A 20,389-nucleotide genomic window follows, 5' to 3' on the forward strand; every position below is an offset into this window, starting at 1 on the left:
TATGTTTATAATTAGAGTAATTACTAGTATAACAATAATACTTTCTTGTACTTTTATAGGCTATTATTTAGCAAATCGATATAATAAAAGATTTATAAATTTAGTAAAGTTACAGAATTGCATACAGTTATTAGAAACAGAAATTGTATATTGTTCCACACCATTACCAGAAGCATTGGAAAATGTATACAATAAATGTGACAAGAGTGTTTCTTTTATATTCAAAGATTTAAAAGATTCACTATTAGTTAATAAGCAAATGAATGTGTATGAAGCTTTTTTTCAACAGGCAGAAAATTTATCTAAAAAACTACATCTAAATTTTGAAGATATAGAAACCTTAATGTCATTAGGAAGAGTTTTAGGAATAAGCGATAGAGATGATCAACAAAAACATTTTAAACTTGTGTTAACACAACTGGAAAACTGTCAAAAAGATGCAGAAGAAAAAAAACAGGTAAATGAAAAACTTTACAAAAACTTAGGTATATTAACAGGATTAGCCATAGTAATTCTTTTATTTTAGATGAAGGGAGAGTTAATATGAATGTTGATTTAATTTTTAAAATAGCTGCTATTGGAATACTAGTGTCTGTATTGAATCAAGTTTTAATAAGAGCAGGTAGAGAAGAACAGGCTATGATGACTACATTAGTAGGATTAGTAGTTGTACTAATGATGGTTATAAATTTGATTAGTAAATTATTTGATAATGTAAAAACAATATTTAACTTATATTGATAGGATGATGCTTATGGAAATTGTACAGATTGTTGGAATAGGCATTATAGCTACTATTTTGGCTGTTTTATTAAAACAGGAGAAGCCAGAAATATCTTTACAAATTAGTATAATAACAGGTTTAATAATTTTTATTTTTGTTATTTCAAAGTTAAGTTATGTGATTAAGGTGCTAAGTAGTTTAGCTCAAAGAATTGATATAGATTTCATATATTTTTCTACAATACTTAAAATTATTGGTATTGCATATATAGCTGAATTTGGTGCTCAGATTTCAAGAGATGCAGGAGAAGAGACAATAGCATCTAAAATTGAATTAGCCGGGAAAATACTGATAATGGCTTTATCAATACCAATATTATTAGCAGTATTAGATTTAATTTTAAAAATAATGCCATAGGATTTAGGTGGTACTAATGAGTAATAAATTTCTACTATTATTAATAATAATTTTATGTTTTATACCAGAGTATGTTGTTGCAGTAGGAGATAATATTGGAGTAGATAATATTATAGAAGAACAACTTGAAAAATTAAATATAAAAGAATTACAAAGCATTATTGATAATATTACAAAAAATAATGAGCAATATTTAAATAAAATAGATATTTTAACTTATATAAAATCTTTACTAAAAGGTGAAAAAGTATTTTCTTTTGAAGAAGTATTAAAAAATTTTCTGACTTTAATATTTAAAGAAATAATAATTAATTCAAAACTATTGGGACAGATTTTGATATTAGCAATTCTTTGTGCAGTATTAACAAATATTCAAAGTGCGTTTGAAAGGAATACGGTTGGTGAATTAGCGTTTTATGTTTGTTATATGTTGTTAATTGCTATTGCAATGAAAAGTTTTGTAGTTTCAATGAGTTTAGCTAACAAAGCTATAGATGAAATGGTTTTATTTATGCAGGCTTTGTTGCCAATTTTAATAACTCTTTTATTGGCAGTAGGAGGAATTACAAGTGCAGCTATTTTTAAGCCAATTATTCTTAGTAGTGTGAGTATAATGAGCACATTTATGAAAAATATTATATTACCTTTGATTTTTTTTTCAGCAATAATAGGAATAATTAGTAAATTATCTGATAAAGTGCAGATTTCAAAATTATCTAGTGTTATTAGACAAATAACAACTACCATATTAGGTATGTTATTAACTATTTTCTTAGGTATTATGTCAATTCATGGAGTTGCAACCTCAAAATTAGACGGGGTTACTATTAAAACAGCAAAATTTGCAGTAGATTCTTTTATACCAATTGTAGGTGGTTTTCTATCTGAGGCTATTGATACTGTTATTAGTTGTTCTTTACTACTAAAAAATGCTATAGGTGTAATTGGGTTAATTTTAATATTTATGATTTGTGTTATTCCAATTGTTAAAATAATATCTTTAATTTTAATTTATAAATTTACAACTGTTGTAATTGAACCAATTTCAGATAGTAGAATAATTCAATGCTTAAACGAAATTTCGAAATCTCTTATGATGATATTCGCTGTAATTATTTCAGTAGGCATAATGTTTTTTATAGCTGTTACAATAATTGTTGGAGCTGGCAATATAACGACTATGTTAAGGTAGAGGTGGTAATTTTTGATAAGTTTACTGCGACAGTGGAGTATTACAATAGTGACATTGGTTGTACTTATAACTTTTCTTGAAATAATATTACCTAAGAGTGATCTGAAAAAATATATAAATATTACAACTGGTTTTCTTTTAATAATTACAATATTAAATCCATTCATAAAATTGTTAAGTAGCGATATAAATATAGAAAAAGAAGTATTTAAAAATATTATGTTGAATTCAGAAAAAAATTTTTACATAAATGATGATTATAGGAGAAATCAAGAAAATCAAACAATAAAATTGTATAAAGATAAAATTAAAAGACATATAAAAAAAACTATTGAAGATAATTTTAGATATAAAGTTATAGAAATAAATATCGATGTTGAAAAAAAAGAAACAGAAAATTTTGGGAAAATAAAAAAAATAAATTTAGTATTAAGTCAAGAATATACTGCTTTAGAAAATAAAAATACTTATGATAAGTGCTCCATAAATATTGAGCCAGTAGAAGAAATAGAAGTTAATTTAAAAAGTATCGAGACAGAAAAGATAGAAAATAGTGAGAGGATTGATTCTAAAGTAGATGAAATAAAAACACTAATTTCGAATAATTATAAGCTGCCAAAAGAAAGCATTTCAATTATATACCAGTGAAAGGTTAGGAGGATTTTTATGAAAATACTAGATTTATTAAAAGAAAAGTTTGATAATAATAATCTTATGACTACACTAATGATAATTATTATTTTAGGAGCAATTATTTTGATAGCTACAAGTTCTTTAGTGGAAGAAACCAGCAAAAAAAACGTACCTAAAACAGTTTTGTATAAAGAAAGTAGCATTTCACAAAAAAACAGTAAAATAATAGAAGATTATGCAAATACAATTGAAAAAAAATTAGAAGATATATTGAGTAAGATAAAGGGAGTTGGAGAGGTTAAAGTAATGGTAACACTAGAAGATACAGCCGAGAGGATACCAGCAATCAATACAACTAAAACGGAAGAAAAAACAAGTGAAAAAGATTCAAAGGGAGGTATTAGAGAAGTTTTTAAACAAGATTATTCAGAACAAGTAGTTACTAATGGCAACAATAATAATGCATTAGTAATAATTAAAGAAGTTAAACCAAAAGTAAAAGGAGTTATTGTAGTAGCAGAAGGGGCAGATGATTTATACATAAAGGAAAAACTTTATAATGCTGTAAAAACAGTATTGGGAATAAGTGGTAATAAAGTAGAAATATTTTCTAGTAATTAATAGGGGGGAGAGATGTATGGTTATTAAGAAAAGAACTTTATTATTAGTATCATTGATAATAGTTTTGACAATTATTGGTTATATTAATCATTCAATCACTAAACAGGCATTATTAGAAACTACAAGTGAATATGAGAGGTATGAAGATAAGAATTTAGAAGATGTATTTATGGAGGATAATAAAACTGTAGAAACTATTTCTACTGATTATATACAAAATGAAGATATAAATAAAGATGATAAAATTATTGATAGTAAAGATAGTGCTATATCCTCATTAACAAATAAAACTGAAAATGCAATAGAAGAAAGTATTACAAAAGAAGAAAATCGTAAGAGTAATAATTATTTTGTAGAATATAGACTTTCGAGAGATAAATTACGTGCAAGTTTAGTTGAAAGACTAAATAATATTATTAATAATGAAAAAACAGATGCAGAGATCAGGAAAAAAGCACAAGAAGAAATAATAAGAATTGGGAATATTTCAGAGAAAGAATTATTAATTGAAGGTTTAATAAAAGCTAAAGGGTTTGAAGACGCACTCGTTTTTTTAAAAGATGATAGTGTAAGAGTAATTGTTTCAGCAGATATACTTAGTGAGCAGGATGTAATGAAAATTCTGGAAATAGTCAAAAGTGAGACTGATTTTGAACCTTCAGCAATAAAAATAATGAAAAAGTATTAGTTGTATTTGTCAAATGTTGATGGGTTTGGTATAATATTTATGTGTTGTAGAGATTTTAGGGGGTGAAGTAAATGGCTGAGATAAATAATAAAGCTAGTGAATATGGACAAATTAAAATAGCAGATGAAGTTGTAGGTATTATTGCAGGGTTAGCTGCAACTGAAGTAAAAGGAGTTGCAGGTATGAGTGGCGGAATTGCTGGTGGTATTTCAGAAATGCTAGGAAGAAAAAATTTATCAAAAGGTGTAAAAGTAGAAGTAGGAGAGAAGGAAGCTGCAATAGATTTATACATAATTGTTGAATATGGAGCTAAGATACCTGAAGTAGCATGGGAGATACAAGAGAGCGTAAAAAACGCGGTACAGACTATGACAGGTTTAAATGTAGTAGAAGTAAATATACATGTTCAAGGTGTTCATATAGAAAAAGAAACTAAGGAAGAAGAACAACAGTTGCAACCAAGAGTACGATAATAGATTTAAACCCTCTGATTTTTCAGAGGGTTAATTTAAATATTTTTAAGGAAGGTGTTATAATGAATATATTTGATAGAATTGTTTTTGCGGTTTTCACTATATTTCTTGTATTAATTTCAATTGTTATAATTGTACTGCCTTTTAATATAATACAAAATAATATTATTGATGAGATAGTCATCTTTTTAAATAACCTAGAAGGGAAGTATTGGATAATATTAATAGGTTTAGCAGTATTGTTAATAAGTTTAAGACTTTTATTTTCTGGAGTTAAAAGAAATAAAAAGAGTAAATATATAATTAAATACACAAGTTTAGGAGAACTTAAGATATCAACTCAAACAATAGAAGGTTTAACTTATAGTGTTACAAATAGTTTTAATGAAATAAAAGATGTTAAGGCAAATGTTGAAATAATTGATGATGAACTAATAATATTGATTAATGTAAGAGTCAGTCCTAATGTTAATATACCTGAGATAATTTTCAAAATACAAGAAAAGGTAAAAGAACATGTTCAAAATTGTTCTGGAATTAAGGTTAGAGAAGTTAAGTTTAAGATTAGTGAAATTGCTTCTCAAGTTAGGACAATTAAGTAAATAAGAGGTGTTAAAAGTGTATAAAGATAAATTAATAGAATTATTCCAAAAACATCAAGGTAAAATAATTGGTAGTGTATTAGGTTTTTTAATTGCAATAATTGTTCTTTTGATTGGCTTATTTAAAACGTTGTTTATTTGTATGTGTGTTTATGCTGGTTACTATTTTGGTAATAAAATTGATAAGAGAGAAGATTTAAAGGAAATACTTGATAGAATTTTACCACCAGCTAAATATAGATAATACATACTTTTTAAAATATAAGGAAAAATAATACAACAAGAGATGAGGTGTATAAGTATGAGTAGAAAAATTGCAAGAGAAACAGCTGTAAAGTTATTATATCAAATGGAGATAAATGAAGATTTTACAGAACAAACAAAAGAGAATTTTTTAAAAAATAATCGTTTTAAAAAAGATGAAATAGAGTATCTAGATAGAGTTTTTAAACATATAATTGAAAAATTATCAATAATAGATTCAAAAATAGAAAAATATTCAGAAGGATGGAAAATAAATAGAATAGCAAAAGTAGATTTATCTATCTTAAGATTAGCGATATTTGAAATAATGTATATGGATGATATACCTGTTGAAGTTTCAATAAATGAAGCTCTTGAAATTAGCAAAAAATATAGTACAGAAGAATCTAGTAGATTTATTAACGGATTATTGGGTGGCTTTGTAAAAGAATGGAATGATATTAATGGGTAGTTATCATCTAGGAATAGATACGAGTGCATATACAACTTCTGTTGCAGTATTAAATGATGATGGCAAAATAATTATTGATTTGAGGAAATTATTAAAAGTAAAGAAAGGAAGCTTAGGATTAAGGCAACAAGAAGCAGTTTTTCAGCACATAAATAATCTACCTGAAATATTTAATCGCATAGCAAATGAAATTGAAGTAAATAAAATTAAAACTGTATCAGCTAGTGTAAAACCAAGAAGTATTACAGATTCTTATATGCCAGTTTTTAAGGTTGCACAAGGACATGCATTTATATTAGCAAAAGTTTTAGGCGCAGATTATAAAGAGTTCTCACATCAAGATGGACACATAGCAGCAGGTATTTTAAGTTGTACTATTCAACATTTAGAAAGATTCTTAGCCTTACATATTTCAGGAGGGACTACAGAGCTTTTACTCATAGAAAATAAAAATAATAATTTTTCAATAGAACAAATAGGTGGTACTTTAGATATTAGTGCTGGACAGTTAATAGATAGAATAGGAGTTGAGTTAGGATTACCTTTTCCTTGTGGTCCATATTTGGACGAACTATCAATTAGTGGTAGTTTTATAGAAAAGGATATTCCAGTTAGTACTAATACAACATGGATAAATTTTTCTGGTCCAGAGACTTTTTTCAAAAGGATTATAAAACAGCACATTGATAGACCAGAGAATGTAGCATTAGCACTATTTAATTGTATTGCTAGATCTTTAAGTAATATTATTGAAGAAGCAATTAGAGTATTTAAAATAAATAATATTTTAGTTGTAGGGGGTGTTGGATCTAATATTTATATAAGAAAGAAGTTGGAGGATGATATAGTTAATAAAGGTATTGGGAAATTGTTTTTTCCGGATAGAAAATTTTGTACTGACAATGCTATTGGAATAGCATATCTTGGATTAACTAAAGATGGATTATAGGATTATAGGAGGGGGAGTTTTATGAAAAACAATATTATTAATGGTAAAGAAATAGCTAAAAATATAAGAGCTAATCTAGCTAAAGAAATTGAAATGATTAAATCAAAATATGGAAAGGTTCCTGGTTTAGCAGTAATTTTAGTAGGAAATGATCCAGCTTCACATACTTATGTTTCGATGAAGGAAAAAGCATGTAAGAAAATAGGTATGTATTCAGAAGTTCATCGTTTAAGTGAAAATACTACTCAAGATCAAATAATTGATTTAATAGATAAATTAAATAAAGATGATAAGATAGATGGAATATTAGTACAATTGCCTTTACCAAAAGGAATTAATGAAAATATTGTTAATTATAGAATATCACCTGAAAAGGATGTAGATGGTTTTCATGCTGTAAACGCTGGTAATTTATTTTTAGGTGAAAAAGGGTTTATTCCTTGTACACCTAAAGGAATTATAAGATTAATTAAAGAAACTGGTATTGAGATCGAAGGCAAAAATGCGGTTGTTGTTGGAAGAAGTAACATTGTGGGTAAACCTACAGCTATTTTACTACTAAACGAAAATGCAACTGTTAAAATATGTCATTCGCGTACTAAAGATTTAGCTAAACATGTTAAAGAGGCTGACATTTTAGTTTCAGCAGTTGGTAAACCTGAAATAATAAAAGGGGAAATGATTAAAGAAGGAGCAGTAGTTATTGATGCAGGAACTACAAAAGTTAATGGGAAATTAGTTGGTGATGTGGAATTTGATTTAGCAAAAAATAGAGCTTCTTGGATAACTCCAGTTCCTGGCGGAGTAGGGCCAATGACTATAGCTATGCTTTTAGAAAATACATTGGAGGCATTTAAAAAGAGATGGAAATTAGAGCCTTAACAGTTAGTGAATTAAATAATTATTTGAAAAGGGTTCTAATTAATGATCCGATTTTAAATTCCATTAATGTTGAAGGTGAGATATCAAACCTAAAGCAACATAAAAGTGGACATTTATATTTCTCTCTAAAAGATCAAAAATCTAAAATTAATTGCGTTATGTTTAGTAACGAAGTACAAAAAATTAGGTTTAATATTGAAAATGGGTTGAATGTAATTATCTCTGGATATGTTTCAGTATATGAAAGAGATGGTTTATATCAGTTGTATGTAAGAAGTATTAAACCAGTTGGATTAGGAGAGTTGTATTTAGCATTTGAACAATTAAAGAGAAAACTGCAAGATGAAGGTTTGTTTGAAAAAGAAAAGAAAAAAAAGTTACCCTATTTACCAAAAAAAGTAGGGGTAGTGACTTCTTCATCAGGAGCTGCCATTAAGGATATAATTAAAGTTATGAAAAGAAGATTGCCTTCTGCTAACATAATTATTTATCCTGTATTAGTACAAGGAAATAAAGCAGCTGATGAAATAAGTAATGCTATAAAATTTTTTAATAAAAGATATGATATCGATGTGATAATTGTTGGCAGGGGCGGTGGGTCAATTGAAGAGTTATGGGCGTTTAACGAAGAAAAAGTTGCAAAAGCTATTTACGAATCTAAAGTACCTATTGTATCTGCAGTAGGACATGAAACAGATTTTACAATTTCAGATTACGTAGCTGATTTAAGAGCACCGACACCATCAGCTGCTGCTGAGTTAGTAGCTCCTAATATAATTGAATTAAAAGAAAAGATTTCTTTGCAATATAAAAGGTTAATAAAATCATATGAAAATTATATCAAAAACAAAGGGAATTTAATAAAAAATTATAGAATATCGATAACAAGTAATAGATTTACAGAAAAAATTATAGTTAAAAAGCAAAAATTAGAATATTGCTATAAGGAACTGTTAAACAGTTTTGATGGATACATTAGTAATAATTTGAATAAAATTACTTTTTTAAACGAAAAACTTAATAGTTTGAATCCTAAAAGAGCTTTGAATAGAGGATTTGCAGTACCTATAAAAGAAAATGGGAAAATAGTGAAAAGTATCGATGAAGTAATTAACGGTGAAATTTTGACACTAATATTAGGTAATGGATTGATAAAGGTAAAGGTTGTAGGAAAATCCAATCTACTAGGGGTTGATAGTAAGTGAAAGAAAAAACTGAAAATATTAAATTTGAAGAAGCATTAGAAAAATTTGAACAAACAGTAAGAAAAATAGAAAGTGGGCAACTTACTTTAGATGAAACTATAGAAGAATTTACGAAAGGTATTAAATTATATAATTACTGCTTAAAAAAGTTAAATGAAGCTGAAGGGAAAATTAAAATGATTGTAGAGAAAGAAAATGGAAAATATGATGAAATAGATTTTACAATATAGTATATAGGAGGATAGTATGGAATTAAAGCAAGAATTGGAAAAATATAAAAATATAGTAGATAAAGAACTAGATAAAATACTACCAAATTACAACACACCACAAAAAAGAATTTTTGAAGCAATGAGATATAGTATATTTGCAGGAGGTAAAAGATTAAGACCAATATTAACATTAAAAACATGTGAATTAGTTGGTGGAAACTATAAGGATGCTATAAAATTTGCTCTTTCAATAGAAATGATACATACATATTCGCTTATACATGATGATTTACCATCTATGGATAATGATGATTACAGGAGAGGGAAACTAACAAATCACAAAGTATTTGGCGAAGGGATCGCTGTACTTGCTGGTGATGGTTTGTTAAATCTAGCTTTTGAAATAATGATAAACGATATTATAAATGATATTGATAAATATAAAAAGAAAATTGAAGCATTAAAAGTGATAGCAGAAGCTGCTGGTGTTTTTGGAATGATTGGTGGACAGGTTGTGGATATAATTTCTGAAGGGAGAAATATAGACGAAGATACTTTATTGTATATACATGAGAAAAAAACTTCTGCATTAATAGAAGCATCAATACTTGCAGGAGCAATAATTGGTGGTGCATCGTCAGATGAATTAAAACGTTTAAGTACTTATGCTAGAGCAATAGGTATTGGATATCAGATAAGAGATGATATTTTAGATAAAATCGGTGATTCAGAAAAATTAGGCAAAAAAGTTGGAAGTGATGAGGAAAACAATAAGGTAACGTATTTAACTTTTTATGAAATTGAAGATGCCGTTAAAAAAACGGAACAATTGTGTAAAGACGCTATTATAGCACTAAATAGTTTTGATGAAGAAAAGGTGAAATTCTTTGAAGAACTAGCCCAATATTTAGTTTATAGAGAGAATTAATTCTATTTTGTCTATATTTAGTTTTTTAGTTTTTTTTAGTTCATATTACCATAAATAAGAGTTTGAATTAGTGAATTATTTATGCTATAATATCATCTACTTGGAGTGGTGCAGTATTCTAGTCAGACCAGCTAATTCTGAAGGCGGGGCTAAAAATCCGTCAAAGGGCATATCGATGAAGTTCCTGGTTACGGCTGCTGACGCCCAGTCGGGGGTCGTTTCTGGGAGTAAGGAGGATGGGGCGATCCACAATGGCATGTGGGCGTTGACCCTACCTCCGTGGAGACTCATGCTTATGCATGAGATACCCTGCATTGTGGTGTATAGCTACATGCAGCGTAGCCTGCCTTGAGTGAAATAGGTGGATAACAGTTAAACTTCGATTTCTAAGGGCCCTAGAATGAGAAGTATTGCTGTTGAAACCTATTTTGCAAAAGAGGCTAGGAATTAGTATGGCTGTAGAGGAAAACTCCTAGACTGTTCTTTATGAGGTATACTGAGGATTACAGTGCGGACTAAGTGGCAATCTAGCCTTACCTTTGGCGACAAGGTAAAGATGAGATTAAAGGGAAACCGCTGCTATGGCGACATGCAGTTCTCATCTGGGAAATCCTGCTAGACCTTAAGCCGCAAGATTTACTCAGTATACTACCACTCCAAGTTAGCTGATAGCTAAAGCTATCAGCTTTATTTCTATTGGTAATTGGGGGTATAGAATTGCCTAAAGCTGATCATCGTAGTAATATTAATAAAAAAAATAAAAGAAAAATTGGATATAATATAAAATGGATTCTAATGATATCAATTTGGACATTTTTATTAGCAATTTTTGTTAGCTTATTATCAGAGAATTTGATGAGAAGTTTAGGTTTATTAACTGCAACGATTGTTTTGAATTTAATAATATTATTAGGTGTTATTTTTGATATAATTGGAACAGCTGTTACTGCTGCTGATGAGAGGCCTTTTCATTCCATGGCTTCAAATAAAGTTGTAGAAGCAAAATATGCATTGAAATTAATTAGAAATGCAGGTATTGTATCTAATTTTTGTAATGATGTAATCGGCGATATAGCAGGTATAATTAGTGGGGCAGCTGGAACAATAATTGTAGTTAAGGTTATTTCATTGTATGATTTTAAAAATGTAGCTGCTATTAGTGTGATAGTTAGTAGTATTATTGCATCTATGACTGTTGGAGGTAAAGCTTTAGGTAAGGAATTTGCATTACAAAAAACTAATAAAATAATAGAATTCACATCTAAAATTTTAATGATTCTAGATAGAAAATTTGGAATAGATTTATTACCAAATTTAAAAAAGAAAAAAAAGAGGTAAAAGGCGGGATGACTAAATTGGCTGAATTATTAGATAAAGTAAACGATATTAATGATATAAAGCAACTTAAAATCGTAGATTTAGAAAAGTTAGCTGAAGAGATAAGAAGTTTTATTGTTGAAACAATTTCCCAGACTGGTGGTCATTTAGCTTCTAATTTAGGAGTTGTAGAATTAACTCTTGCTTTACATAAAGTATTTGATAGTCCTAAGGATAAAATAATCTGGGATGTTGGACATCAGTCATATATACATAAAATAATTACAGGTAGAAAAAAAGAATTTCATACAATTCGACAATTTAAAGGTCTTAGTGGATTTCCAAAGAGAAAAGAAAGTGTTCATGATGTTTTTGAAACAGGACATAGTTCTACCTCAATATCAGCAGGGTTGGGGTTTGCAATTAGTAGGGATATAAAAGGTGAAGATTATGATGTTATTTGTGTAATTGGAGACGGTGCTATGACTGCTGGTATGGCTTTCGAAGCTATGAATCATGCAGGCCATTTAGGAACAAGGTTGATTGTTATACTAAATGACAATGAGATGTCTATTTCTCAAAATGTAGGTGGTTTATCTTTATATTTAAATAGAATAAGAACAGCACCAACATACTTTAGAATGAAAGAAGATGTTGAGAATATTTTAAATAGCATTCCTGCGATTGGCAAAAAAGTATTCAAAACTGCTGAAAGAGCAAAGGATAGTTTAAAGTATTTTCTTTTACCAGGAATGATATTTGAGGAACTAGGTTTTAAGTATTTAGGACCTGTTGATGGTCATAATATAAGTTCTTTAATTAATGTGCTTAAAAGAGCTAAAAACGTCGATGGGCCTGTTTTGATTCATGTTATAACTAAAAAGGGTAAAGGATATAAACCAGCTGAAGAAGATCCAGATAAGTATCATAGTGCAAGTCCGTTTGAAATTGAAACTGGTAAGTTTAAGAAAAAAGTAGATAGACCTAAATATTCAGAAGTATTTGGGGAGACTCTTTTAGAGTTAGCTAAAAAGGATAAGAGAATAGTTGCTATTACAGCAGCTATGCCTAGTGGTACAGGACTTGATAAGTTTAAAAAGGAATTAAAAGATAGGTTTTTTGATGTAGGGATTGCAGAACAACATGGTGTTACATTAGCAGCTGGACTAGCAGAAAGTGGAATGAAACCATTTTTTGCAGTGTATTCAACATTCCTACAGAGAGGTTATGATCAAGTCCTTCATGACGTTTGTATACAACAATTACCGGTAGTTTTTGCTATTGACAGAGCTGGTATGGTTGGAAATGATGGTGAAACGCATCATGGTGTTTTTGATTATTCATATTTAAGTCATATTCCTAGCATAACTATAATGGCTCCTAAAGATTTACTAGAATTTAAAGAAATGATAAAATTCGCGGTTGATTTTGATAAACCTTTGGCAATAAGATATCCAAGAGGTTATTGTAGTGATTTGAGAGAAATTACAACATCATATAAAATAGAGTATGGAAAAGGAGAAGTTTTAATTAACGGCAGTGAAATTGCTATAATTGCAGTTGGGAAAATGGTACAATATGGTTATGAAGTTGTAAAACGTTTAAAAAATGATAATATTAATCCAACACTAATCAATGCAAGATTTGTCAAACCTTTAGATAGAAAATTAATTTCTAGTTTAGCTGAAAAACATAACATAGTAATAACTATGGAGGATAATGTAAAAATTGGTGGATTTGGTAGCTTAGTAAATAGCCTATTATTAGAGTTAAATTATAATGGTAAAGTATTAAATATTGGTGTACCTGATGCTTTTATAGAACATGGAAATGTGGAAGAGCTATATGACTTGTGTGATATGAGTGTGGAGAAGATGGTTAATACTATTAAAAGTTTATATAAGGAGGGTTAAATGAAAAGCAATAAAGAAAGAATAGATGTACTTTTAGTTAAAAAAGGTTTAGTAGAAACTAGAGAAAAAGCAAAAAAGTATATTATGGCAGGTATAGTATATGTAGAAGAGCAAAAAATTGATAAGCCAGGTACAAAAGTGGATGTAAATAGTAATATTGTTGTTAGAGGAAATCCTATACCTTATGTAAGTAGAGGTGGATTAAAACTTGAGAAAGCTTTAAATACATTTCCAATAAGCATTAACGGTAAAGTAGCTATGGATATTGGTGCTTCAACTGGTGGATTTACTGACTGTATGCTGCAAAATGGTGCTAGAAAGGTATATGCTATTGATGTTGGATATGGGCAATTAGCTTGGAAATTAAGAAATGATGAGAGAGTTATAGTTATGGAAAGGACAAATATTAGGTATGTTAAACCAGAGGATATAGGTGAATTAGTAGATTTTGTAACAATAGATGTCTCTTTTATTTCGCTTAAGTTAGTTTTGCCAGTTGTTTGCAAATTAGTAAAAGAAGATGTAGACATTATTACATTAATTAAGCCACAGTTTGAAGCAGGTAGAGAAAAGGTAGGAAAGAAAGGTGTAGTAAGAGATAAGAAAACGCATATTGAAGTTATAAGCAATATATTTGAATTTTGTAAAGAAATAGGTCTTAGCATGATCGGCCTTACTTATTCGCCTGTTAAGGGTGCAGAAGGAAATATTGAGTATTTGGCTCATATTGTAAAGGCAAAAAGAGAAATAACATTAGATAAAGATTTGTTTATAAAGAGGGTTGTAGATATGTCACACGCAAACCTTTAGTTAAACATATTAAAAATGTATTAAAGATAGTTTTTTCCAAAGAGTTCATTTCAGTAAATTAGCCTTGAGGGGGGCTTATTTTGAAGAAATACGCAAGACAAACTAAAATACTTGAAATTATAGAAGAAAATGAAATTGAAACTCAAGAAGAATTAGCAGATCTATTAAAAAAACAAGGGATCGAGGTTACACAAGCTACTATTTCTAGAGATATAAGAGAATTAGGAATAGTCAAGGTAATGACAAATAATGGGAAATACAAGTATGCTACTTTGAAACAAAAGCAAGATTGTGTAACGGAGAGGTTAATAACTATTTTTAAAAATTCTATCACAGCTATGGAAATCGCTGGGAATTTATTGGTGTTAAAAACATTACCTGGAGCTGCTCAGATTGCAGGTTCTGCAATTGACTCAATGAATATAAATAATATTGTGGGAACAATAGCAGGAGATGATACAATCTTCGTTGCAGTAAATGAGGCTGAAAAAACAATTGAGGTATTAGAATTCTTTCAAAACCTTATAGAGTAACAGGGGGAATAAAAATGCTCCTTGAATTAAATATTAGCAATTTTATTATAATTGAGAAGATGAAAATAACTTTAGATAAAGGATTCAACATAATTACAGGAGAAACTGGTTCTGGTAAATCGATAGTTATTGATGCACTTAATATACTTCTAGGAGGAAGAGCTAGTAAAGATTATATAAGAACTGGTTGTAATAAAGCTTTTATTGAAGGATTATTTTATATAGATAAACTTGAGAGTATTAAAAGTGTATTAGATGAATATGGTATAGAATTTGAACAAGATAATATGTTATTAATATCAAGAGAAATTTTTTCTTCAGGAAAAAGCATATCTAGAATAAATGGTAGAGTTGTTACTCTTAATATGTTAAATAAATTAACAAAAAAACTAGTAGATTTACACGGACAACATGAACATCAGTCGCTACTGTCAGTTGAAAACCATATAGAATTACTTGATTCGTTAGGTAAAGAAAATATAAAAAATTTAGTTATTAGTGTGAAAAAAGAGTTTGATAAATTAAAAAAGTTAAAGAATAGATTAAAAGAAATTGGAATAGATGAGATGGAAAAAGAAAGAAAAATAGATTTATTAAAATTCCAATTAAACGAAATAGATTCAGCTGAATTAAAATTCGATGAAGAAGAAAAAATAATAAGGGAATTAAATATGTTAGGCAATGCTGAGGAATTATTAAATACTGTAAATAACATAATAGAATGTATTAATTCGAATGATTATTATAAAACTTCATTACTTGACCAAATTAATAGTGTTTCAAAGAACTTAACTAAAATAGCTAAGTATAATAATGAATTCAAAGAGTATAATGATATAATTGAAACTATTTATTATCAATTAAAAGATATTTCAACAGAATTAAGGTTGTATCAAGAAAAAATTGAATATGATCCAGAAAAAATTAAGTTACTTGAAGAAAGATTAAATTTAATAAATAATCTAAAAAGAAAGTATGGTAATACTATTGAAGAAATATTAAATTATAGAGATAAAATAGCTTATGAATTAGAAGTTATCTTAAATAATGATAAGGAAATTGAAAGTATTAAGAAAGAAATTTTTTCAGTTGAAGAAAAATTAAAACTGATATGTGAAAAACTTTCAAAGGAAAGAAAATTAATAGGAAAGCAAATAGAAGAAGAAATTACTAAAGAACTTAAAGCACTGAATTTAAAAAATGTAAAATTTGAAGTTAATTTTGAAAAATTAGACTATTTTACTGAAAAAGGTTTAGATAAAGTAGAATTTTTAATAGCTACAAACCCAGGAGAACCTTTAAAACCTTTGAATAAAGTTGTATCAGGTGGAGAATTGTCTAGAATCATGTTGGCGATAAAAACAATTTTAGCAGATGTTGACGGTATTCCATGCTTAGTTTTTGATGAAATTGATACGGGAATCAGTGGTAAAACTGCTATGGTTGTTGGAGAAAAAATCAAAAATATTTCAGAATTTCACCAAGTAATATGCATAACTCATTTGCCACAGATTGCTGTACTTGGAGATGTACATTTTTACATAGAGAAAAAAGAAATAAAAGGTAAAGTGGTAGCAAAAATAAGTAAATTAAGTTATGAAGAAAGAGTTGATGAAATTTCAAGACTTCTAGGTGGTACTAAAATAACAGAAATGACGAAAAGATTAGCAGATGAAATGTTAATGGTGAACAAGAAGAAAAATAAAGTATCCTAATATTGGATACTTTTTTTTTATAATCCATAGGAAATTATATTCCTTACTAAATAATGGATAAATTAGAATATAATTTCCATAATGGATTTCAACAAAATCTTCCTAAACTTATTTGAATCGAAGATTTTGTTTTCCAATAAATCGGAAAAAAAGAATTTAGTTAACAAATTTCTTAATTATTATATAACATATTTATAAACAAAAAAGTTCAAATTAAATATACAGATATATTTTTGATATTGTATGCTAGATTATAGAGGTTTTATTCTTCTATATATTCTAATATATAGAAGAATATCTATATACATTAATTGAGTATTATTCATATAAGGGGAAATGGGAGTGTGATTTTTTTGTACAATTTAAGAAAAAGATTAATTGGGATATTTCTAATATTATTACTATTTATAATTATCTTTGAAAGTTATATGTACTACCATTTTCCCTCTCAAATAGAAATAATAGAAGGAGAAAAAAGTGACTTTAAAATATCATTTCCATTTACGATAGATAATATAGGAAAATTAGAAAAAATAATTATCTTAAAAAGAAAGTATGATAAGGATATATTAAAAAAACGGTATGAAATCCAGTCCTTAACAAAGGGCAAAAGTAATATAAAAATAAAGTTATTAGGCTTTCTACCATTAAAGAATATTGAAGTAAATGTTATAGATAAAGTTTACCTTATGCCAGGTGGACATTCAATAGGAGTTAAACTTGATACTAAAGGTGTAATTGTTGTAGCTTTTTCAGATATAATAGGACAGGATGGTAAAAAACATAATCCTGCAAAAGAAGCAGGAATTAAAAAAGGAGATGTTATTTTAGAAATTAATGGAGTGAAAGTAAAAGATTCAGACCATGTAATTGAGCTTTTAAATAACACAAAAAATGAAACTATAAACGTAAAGATTGAGAGAAAAGGTAAGATATTTACTACAGAAGTTAAACTAGTAAAAAATAAAGATGAGAAACAGTTCAAGTTAGGAGCATGGATAAGAGATAAAACTGCTGGAATTGGAACATTAACTTTTTTTGATCCAAAAACAAAAATTTTTGGAGCATTAGGACATGGAATTACAGATTTAGATACAGGATTTTTATTACCTGTAGAAAATGGACAAATAATGACAGCTAGAGTATCATCTGTTCAACAAGGTAAAAAAGGGTTGCCGGGAGAATTGAGAGGTATTTTCTTTGAATCTGAAGATAAAATAGGGGAAATAGAAAAAAATACTAAATTTGGTATATATGGAGTTTTACAAAAAGATATTAGTAACAATCTGTATAACAAACCTTTACCAATTGGTTTACAAAGTGAAGTTAGAGAAGGTAAGGCTTATATTTTAACAACAATAGAAGATGAAAAAATAAATAAATTTGAAGTAGAGATAATAAAAGCTCAAAGACAGTTGGTTCCAAGTCAAAAAAGTATGATAATTAAAGTAACAGATAAGAAATTGCTAAAAAAAACAGGCGGTATAGTACAGGGAATGAGTGGAAGCCCTATAATACAGGATGGGAAAATAATTGGTGCAGTTACACATGTTTTTATAAATGATCCTACAAAAGGTTATGGTCTTTACATTGAATGGATGTTAAAACAATCAGGTATAAAATATACAAATAATAAAGAATTTGCACAAGTAAATTAAGATATGGGTATGCCATATCTTTTTTTTACAAATTTTGATTTATACTAAATTTAGAAATATAGGAAGGATATATATAATTTTTGTCGAATAGTAAAAAGAAAATAAATAATTCAGGGGGAAATAAAGTGGAAAATCAAAAAATCAGAATAGCAATTGCTGATGATAATAAAGATTTTTGTAATATTTTACATGAATTTTTACTAACACAGAATGATGTAGAAGTTGTTGGTGTAGCAAAAGATGGTTTAGAAGCTTTAGAATTAATAGAGAATAAGTTGCCAGACGTATTAATTTTAGATATAATTATGCCACATCTTGATGGTTTAGGGGTACTAGAAAAGTTACATACTTTAGAATTAGATAAATTCCCTAAAATAATAGTTTTATCTGCAGTTGGACAGGATAAGATAACTCAAAGAGCAATAGCTTTGGGAGCAGATTATTATGTAGTAAAACCTTTTAACTTTGATGTATTTATAAAGAGAATAAGACAGTTAACAGGTTCAATACCAGCTATTGTAGAGAAAAGAAAACAAGTAGATTTGAAACCTAGTTTTATTAATCCTGTGAATAATGGTAAAAGTCTTGAAGCTAAAATCACAAATATAATTCATGAGATTGGGGTTCCAGCTCATATTAAAGGTTATTTGTATTTAAGAGATGCTATAGGTATGGTAGTAGAAAATGTAGAATTACTAAGTGCAGTTACAAAGCAATTATATCCTTCTATAGCTAAAAAATATAATACTACTCCTAGCAGAGTTGAAAGAGCCATAAGACATGCTATTGAAGTAGCTTGGAGTAGAGGTAAAATAGATACTATAAATAACTTATTTGGGTATACCGTACATAATGAAAAGGGAAAACCTACAAATAGCGAATTTATAGCAATGGTAGCTGATAAACTAAGATTAGAAGAAAAAATTTCATAAATTTAAAATATAAAAAACATAATTACACTTTCAGGTATTGTTGTAATTACAATACTTTGAAGGTGTTTTTTTTGTGTTTCTAAATAATGAAATTGGTATTATTTATTAAAAATGATAGATAATAATAATAAGATATGGAGGTAGAAAATGAGTATAAAAGGAATTGTAAAAAAAGACAAAAAAACTAAAAGACTTATATATAAATTAAGCCCTGGGGATATAGCATTATTATGTCATGAAGACATTGATGAAATAGCAGCTGAAGCATTAATAAAATCAAAAGTAAAATGTATTATAAATACAGAAAAAACTATAACAGGTTATTATCCTAATAGTGGCCCATTGAAATTACTTAGAAGTAAAATTCCTATATATGAAATAGAAGATAAAAACATATTTAACATAGTAGAAGATGGTGGGATTATAGAGATAAGGAACAACAAATTATTCTACTTAAATGAATGTATAGGTAAATGTAGATTGATTGAAAAAGATGAAATATTAAAATTATATGATTTAGGTTGCAAAAATTTTGATATGAAATTGAATGATTTTATAGATAATACTATTTTTTATGCAAAAAAAGAAAAAAATTGGATAACTAACAAAATTGATTTACCAGAAGTAGAAACATTGATAAAAAATAAACATGTACTAGTGGTTGTAAGAGGTAATGGTTATAAAGAAGATTTAAGAGCAATCTTTGATTATGTGAAAAGTAAGAAACCAGTATTAATTGGAGTTGATGGTGGAGGTGATGCTTTACTAGAATTTGGATTAATACCAGATATAGTTATTGGCGATTTAGATAGTGTTAGTGATAAATGTTTACGATTATGCAAAGAAATTATAGTTCATGCATATCCTAATGGATATGCACCAGGTTTGGCACGTATAAAAGAAAAGGGTTTAGAAGCGAAAATATTTTCTTCAGTAGGTACAAGTGAAGATATAGCAATGCTATTAGCTTATAATTATGGTGCAGAATTAATTGTTGCAGTAGGTACACATAATTGCATGATAGATTTTTTAGAAAAAGGTAGGAAAGGTATGGGAAGTACTTTTCTAGTTAGAACCAAAATTGGTTCTAAACTTGTTGATGCTAAAGGAATAAATAAATTATATGATGAAAAGTTAAATATAAAATATTATATTTATCTGGGTTTATCTGCTTTGCTACCAATTTATATATTAAGTATGTTATCTTTACCGATAAAAACGATGTTAAATCAAATAAGTATTCGTATTAAGATGCTTATAGGATTGTAAG

The 20,389-nt window shown here is 28.0% G+C and carries 24 protein-coding genes; all 24 read left to right on the forward strand.

Annotated features, from left to right (window positions below; genetic code table 11):
• Position 1 precedes the first annotated feature (1 nt).
• The 24 genes from spoIIIAB to steA all read left to right on the forward strand — a co-directional run bounded on the left by spoIIIAB (position 2) and on the right by steA (position 20,388).
• The gene (gene spoIIIAB, locus BFN48_RS03535) at positions 2–526 is read left to right on the forward strand and encodes a stage III sporulation protein SpoIIIAB (RefSeq protein ID WP_083238766.1); all 525 of its coding nucleotides are present in this window, start codon (positions 2–4) and stop codon (positions 524–526) included.
• Between the two features lie 17 nt (positions 527–543).
• Positions 544–741, forward strand: a complete 198-nt coding sequence (gene spoIIIAC / locus BFN48_RS03540; protein WP_035161176.1) for a stage III sporulation protein AC — start codon at positions 544–546, stop codon at positions 739–741.
• A 13-nt stretch (positions 742–754) separates the two neighbouring features.
• Positions 755–1,141, forward strand: a complete 387-nt coding sequence (gene spoIIIAD, locus BFN48_RS03545) for a stage III sporulation protein AD (RefSeq protein WP_069649475.1) — start codon at positions 755–757, stop codon at positions 1,139–1,141.
• Between the two features lie 16 nt (positions 1,142–1,157).
• Positions 1,158–2,333 carry a stage III sporulation protein AE gene (gene spoIIIAE / locus BFN48_RS03550; RefSeq protein WP_069649476.1) on the forward strand — a complete coding sequence of 392 codons (1,176 nt, stop codon included), beginning with the start codon at positions 1,158–1,160 and terminating at the stop codon, positions 2,331–2,333.
• Between the two features lie 12 nt (positions 2,334–2,345).
• Positions 2,346–2,981, forward strand: coding sequence for a stage III sporulation protein AF (gene spoIIIAF, locus BFN48_RS03555; RefSeq protein ID WP_069649477.1), 636 nt, complete (start codon positions 2,346–2,348; stop codon positions 2,979–2,981).
• 18 nt (positions 2,982–2,999) lie between these two features.
• Positions 3,000–3,587, forward strand: a complete 588-nt coding sequence (locus BFN48_RS03560) for a hypothetical protein (RefSeq protein ID WP_069649478.1) — start codon at positions 3,000–3,002, stop codon at positions 3,585–3,587.
• A 16-nt stretch (positions 3,588–3,603) separates the two neighbouring features.
• On the forward strand, positions 3,604–4,275 hold the full coding sequence (locus BFN48_RS03565; RefSeq protein WP_069649479.1) for a SpoIIIAH-like family protein: 672 nt from the start codon (positions 3,604–3,606) through the stop codon (positions 4,273–4,275).
• 71 nt (positions 4,276–4,346) lie between these two features.
• Complete coding sequence (locus BFN48_RS03570) at positions 4,347–4,748, forward strand: Asp23/Gls24 family envelope stress response protein (protein ID WP_069649480.1); 402 nt, start codon at positions 4,347–4,349, stop codon at positions 4,746–4,748.
• Between the two features lie 62 nt (positions 4,749–4,810).
• Positions 4,811–5,350: an alkaline shock response membrane anchor protein AmaP gene (gene amaP, locus BFN48_RS03575; RefSeq protein ID WP_069649481.1), complete on the forward strand. Its 540-nt coding sequence runs from the start codon at positions 4,811–4,813 to the stop codon at positions 5,348–5,350.
• 16 nt (positions 5,351–5,366) lie between these two features.
• Positions 5,367–5,594 (forward strand): DUF2273 domain-containing protein, encoded by a 228-nt coding sequence (locus tag BFN48_RS03580; protein ID WP_069649482.1) that lies wholly within the window; start codon positions 5,367–5,369, stop codon positions 5,592–5,594.
• Between the two features lie 57 nt (positions 5,595–5,651).
• Positions 5,652–6,065, forward strand: a complete 414-nt coding sequence (gene nusB / locus BFN48_RS03585; protein ID WP_069649483.1) for a transcription antitermination factor NusB — start codon at positions 5,652–5,654, stop codon at positions 6,063–6,065.
• On the forward strand, positions 6,058–7,014 hold the full coding sequence (locus tag BFN48_RS03590; protein ID WP_069649740.1) for a tRNA (adenosine(37)-N6)-threonylcarbamoyltransferase complex transferase subunit TsaD: 957 nt from the start codon (positions 6,058–6,060) through the stop codon (positions 7,012–7,014). Before nusB ends, BFN48_RS03590 begins: the two co-directional genes overlap by 8 nt.
• 21 nt (positions 7,015–7,035) lie before the next feature.
• On the forward strand, positions 7,036–7,896 hold the full coding sequence (folD, locus tag BFN48_RS03595) for a bifunctional methylenetetrahydrofolate dehydrogenase/methenyltetrahydrofolate cyclohydrolase FolD (RefSeq protein ID WP_069649484.1): 861 nt from the start codon (positions 7,036–7,038) through the stop codon (positions 7,894–7,896).
• On the forward strand, positions 7,878–9,101 hold the full coding sequence (gene xseA / locus BFN48_RS03600) for an exodeoxyribonuclease VII large subunit (protein WP_069649485.1): 1,224 nt from the start codon (positions 7,878–7,880) through the stop codon (positions 9,099–9,101). Before folD ends, xseA begins: the two co-directional genes overlap by 19 nt.
• Complete coding sequence (gene xseB, locus BFN48_RS03605) at positions 9,098–9,331, forward strand: exodeoxyribonuclease VII small subunit (RefSeq protein WP_083238768.1); 234 nt, start codon at positions 9,098–9,100, stop codon at positions 9,329–9,331. The genes xseA and xseB overlap by 4 nt, the downstream gene beginning before the upstream one ends.
• Before the next feature lie 16 nt (positions 9,332–9,347).
• Positions 9,348–10,241 carry a polyprenyl synthetase family protein gene (locus BFN48_RS03610; protein ID WP_069649486.1) on the forward strand — a complete coding sequence of 298 codons (894 nt, stop codon included), beginning with the start codon at positions 9,348–9,350 and terminating at the stop codon, positions 10,239–10,241.
• Between the two features lie 717 nt (positions 10,242–10,958).
• Positions 10,959–11,579, forward strand: coding sequence for a hypothetical protein (locus BFN48_RS03620; protein WP_083238769.1), 621 nt, complete (start codon positions 10,959–10,961; stop codon positions 11,577–11,579).
• Between the two features lie 8 nt (positions 11,580–11,587).
• A complete protein-coding gene (gene dxs / locus BFN48_RS03625; RefSeq protein ID WP_069649487.1) occupies positions 11,588–13,471 on the forward strand; it encodes a 1-deoxy-D-xylulose-5-phosphate synthase in 1,884 nt (627 codons plus the stop codon).
• The gene (locus BFN48_RS03630) at positions 13,472–14,281 is read left to right on the forward strand and encodes a TlyA family rRNA (cytidine-2'-O)-methyltransferase (protein ID WP_069649488.1); all 810 of its coding nucleotides are present in this window, start codon (positions 13,472–13,474) and stop codon (positions 14,279–14,281) included. It abuts the gene before it with no gap.
• Between the two features lie 80 nt (positions 14,282–14,361).
• A complete protein-coding gene (locus tag BFN48_RS03635; protein ID WP_069649489.1) occupies positions 14,362–14,814 on the forward strand; it encodes an arginine repressor in 453 nt (150 codons plus the stop codon).
• Between the two features lie 14 nt (positions 14,815–14,828).
• Complete coding sequence (gene recN / locus BFN48_RS03640; RefSeq protein ID WP_069649490.1) at positions 14,829–16,529, forward strand: DNA repair protein RecN; 1,701 nt, start codon at positions 14,829–14,831, stop codon at positions 16,527–16,529.
• A 353-nt stretch (positions 16,530–16,882) separates the two neighbouring features.
• Positions 16,883–18,187 (forward strand): SpoIVB peptidase, encoded by a 1,305-nt coding sequence (gene spoIVB / locus BFN48_RS03645; protein ID WP_069649743.1) that lies wholly within the window; start codon positions 16,883–16,885, stop codon positions 18,185–18,187.
• Between the two features lie 125 nt (positions 18,188–18,312).
• On the forward strand, positions 18,313–19,119 hold the full coding sequence (gene spo0A / locus BFN48_RS03650; protein WP_069649491.1) for a sporulation transcription factor Spo0A: 807 nt from the start codon (positions 18,313–18,315) through the stop codon (positions 19,117–19,119).
• 147 nt (positions 19,120–19,266) lie between these two features.
• Positions 19,267–20,388, forward strand: a complete 1,122-nt coding sequence (gene steA, locus BFN48_RS03655) for a putative cytokinetic ring protein SteA (protein WP_069649492.1) — start codon at positions 19,267–19,269, stop codon at positions 20,386–20,388.
• Position 20,389 lies beyond the last annotated feature (1 nt).

The organism is Caloranaerobacter ferrireducens (assembly GCF_001730685.1).
Classification (GTDB): Bacteria; Bacillota; Clostridia; order Tissierellales; family Thermohalobacteraceae; genus Caloranaerobacter; species Caloranaerobacter ferrireducens.

Bases quoted from the DNA above. Each gene is read 5' to 3' on its own strand.
- amaP (WP_069649481.1), top strand. From the start codon at position 4,811: ATGAATATATTTGATAGAATTGTTTTTGCGGTTTTCACTATATTTCTT.
- spoIIIAD (WP_069649475.1), top strand. From the start codon at position 755: ATGGAAATTGTACAGATTGTTGGAATAGGCATTATAGCTACTATTTTG.
- BFN48_RS03610 (WP_069649486.1), top strand. From the start codon at position 9,348: ATGGAATTAAAGCAAGAATTGGAAAAATATAAAAATATAGTAGATAAA.
- dxs (WP_069649487.1), top strand. From the start codon at position 11,588: ATGACTAAATTGGCTGAATTATTAGATAAAGTAAACGATATTAATGAT.
- BFN48_RS03560 (WP_069649478.1), top strand. From the start codon at position 3,000: ATGAAAATACTAGATTTATTAAAAGAAAAGTTTGATAATAATAATCTT.
- folD (WP_069649484.1), top strand. From the start codon at position 7,036: ATGAAAAACAATATTATTAATGGTAAAGAAATAGCTAAAAATATAAGA.
- steA (WP_069649492.1), top strand. From the start codon at position 19,267: ATGAGTATAAAAGGAATTGTAAAAAAAGACAAAAAAACTAAAAGACTT.
- spoIIIAE (WP_069649476.1), top strand. From the start codon at position 1,158: ATGAGTAATAAATTTCTACTATTATTAATAATAATTTTATGTTTTATA.
- BFN48_RS03590 (WP_069649740.1), top strand. From the start codon at position 6,058: ATGGGTAGTTATCATCTAGGAATAGATACGAGTGCATATACAACTTCT.
- BFN48_RS03565 (WP_069649479.1), top strand. From the start codon at position 3,604: ATGGTTATTAAGAAAAGAACTTTATTATTAGTATCATTGATAATAGTT.
- xseA (WP_069649485.1), top strand. From the start codon at position 7,878: ATGGAAATTAGAGCCTTAACAGTTAGTGAATTAAATAATTATTTGAAA.
- recN (WP_069649490.1), top strand. From the start codon at position 14,829: ATGCTCCTTGAATTAAATATTAGCAATTTTATTATAATTGAGAAGATG.
- nusB (WP_069649483.1), top strand. From the start codon at position 5,652: ATGAGTAGAAAAATTGCAAGAGAAACAGCTGTAAAGTTATTATATCAA.
- BFN48_RS03570 (WP_069649480.1), top strand. From the start codon at position 4,347: ATGGCTGAGATAAATAATAAAGCTAGTGAATATGGACAAATTAAAATA.
- spoIIIAB (WP_083238766.1), top strand. From the start codon at position 2: ATGTTTATAATTAGAGTAATTACTAGTATAACAATAATACTTTCTTGT.
- spoIIIAC (WP_035161176.1), top strand. From the start codon at position 544: ATGAATGTTGATTTAATTTTTAAAATAGCTGCTATTGGAATACTAGTG.
- BFN48_RS03630 (WP_069649488.1), top strand. From the start codon at position 13,472: ATGAAAAGCAATAAAGAAAGAATAGATGTACTTTTAGTTAAAAAAGGT.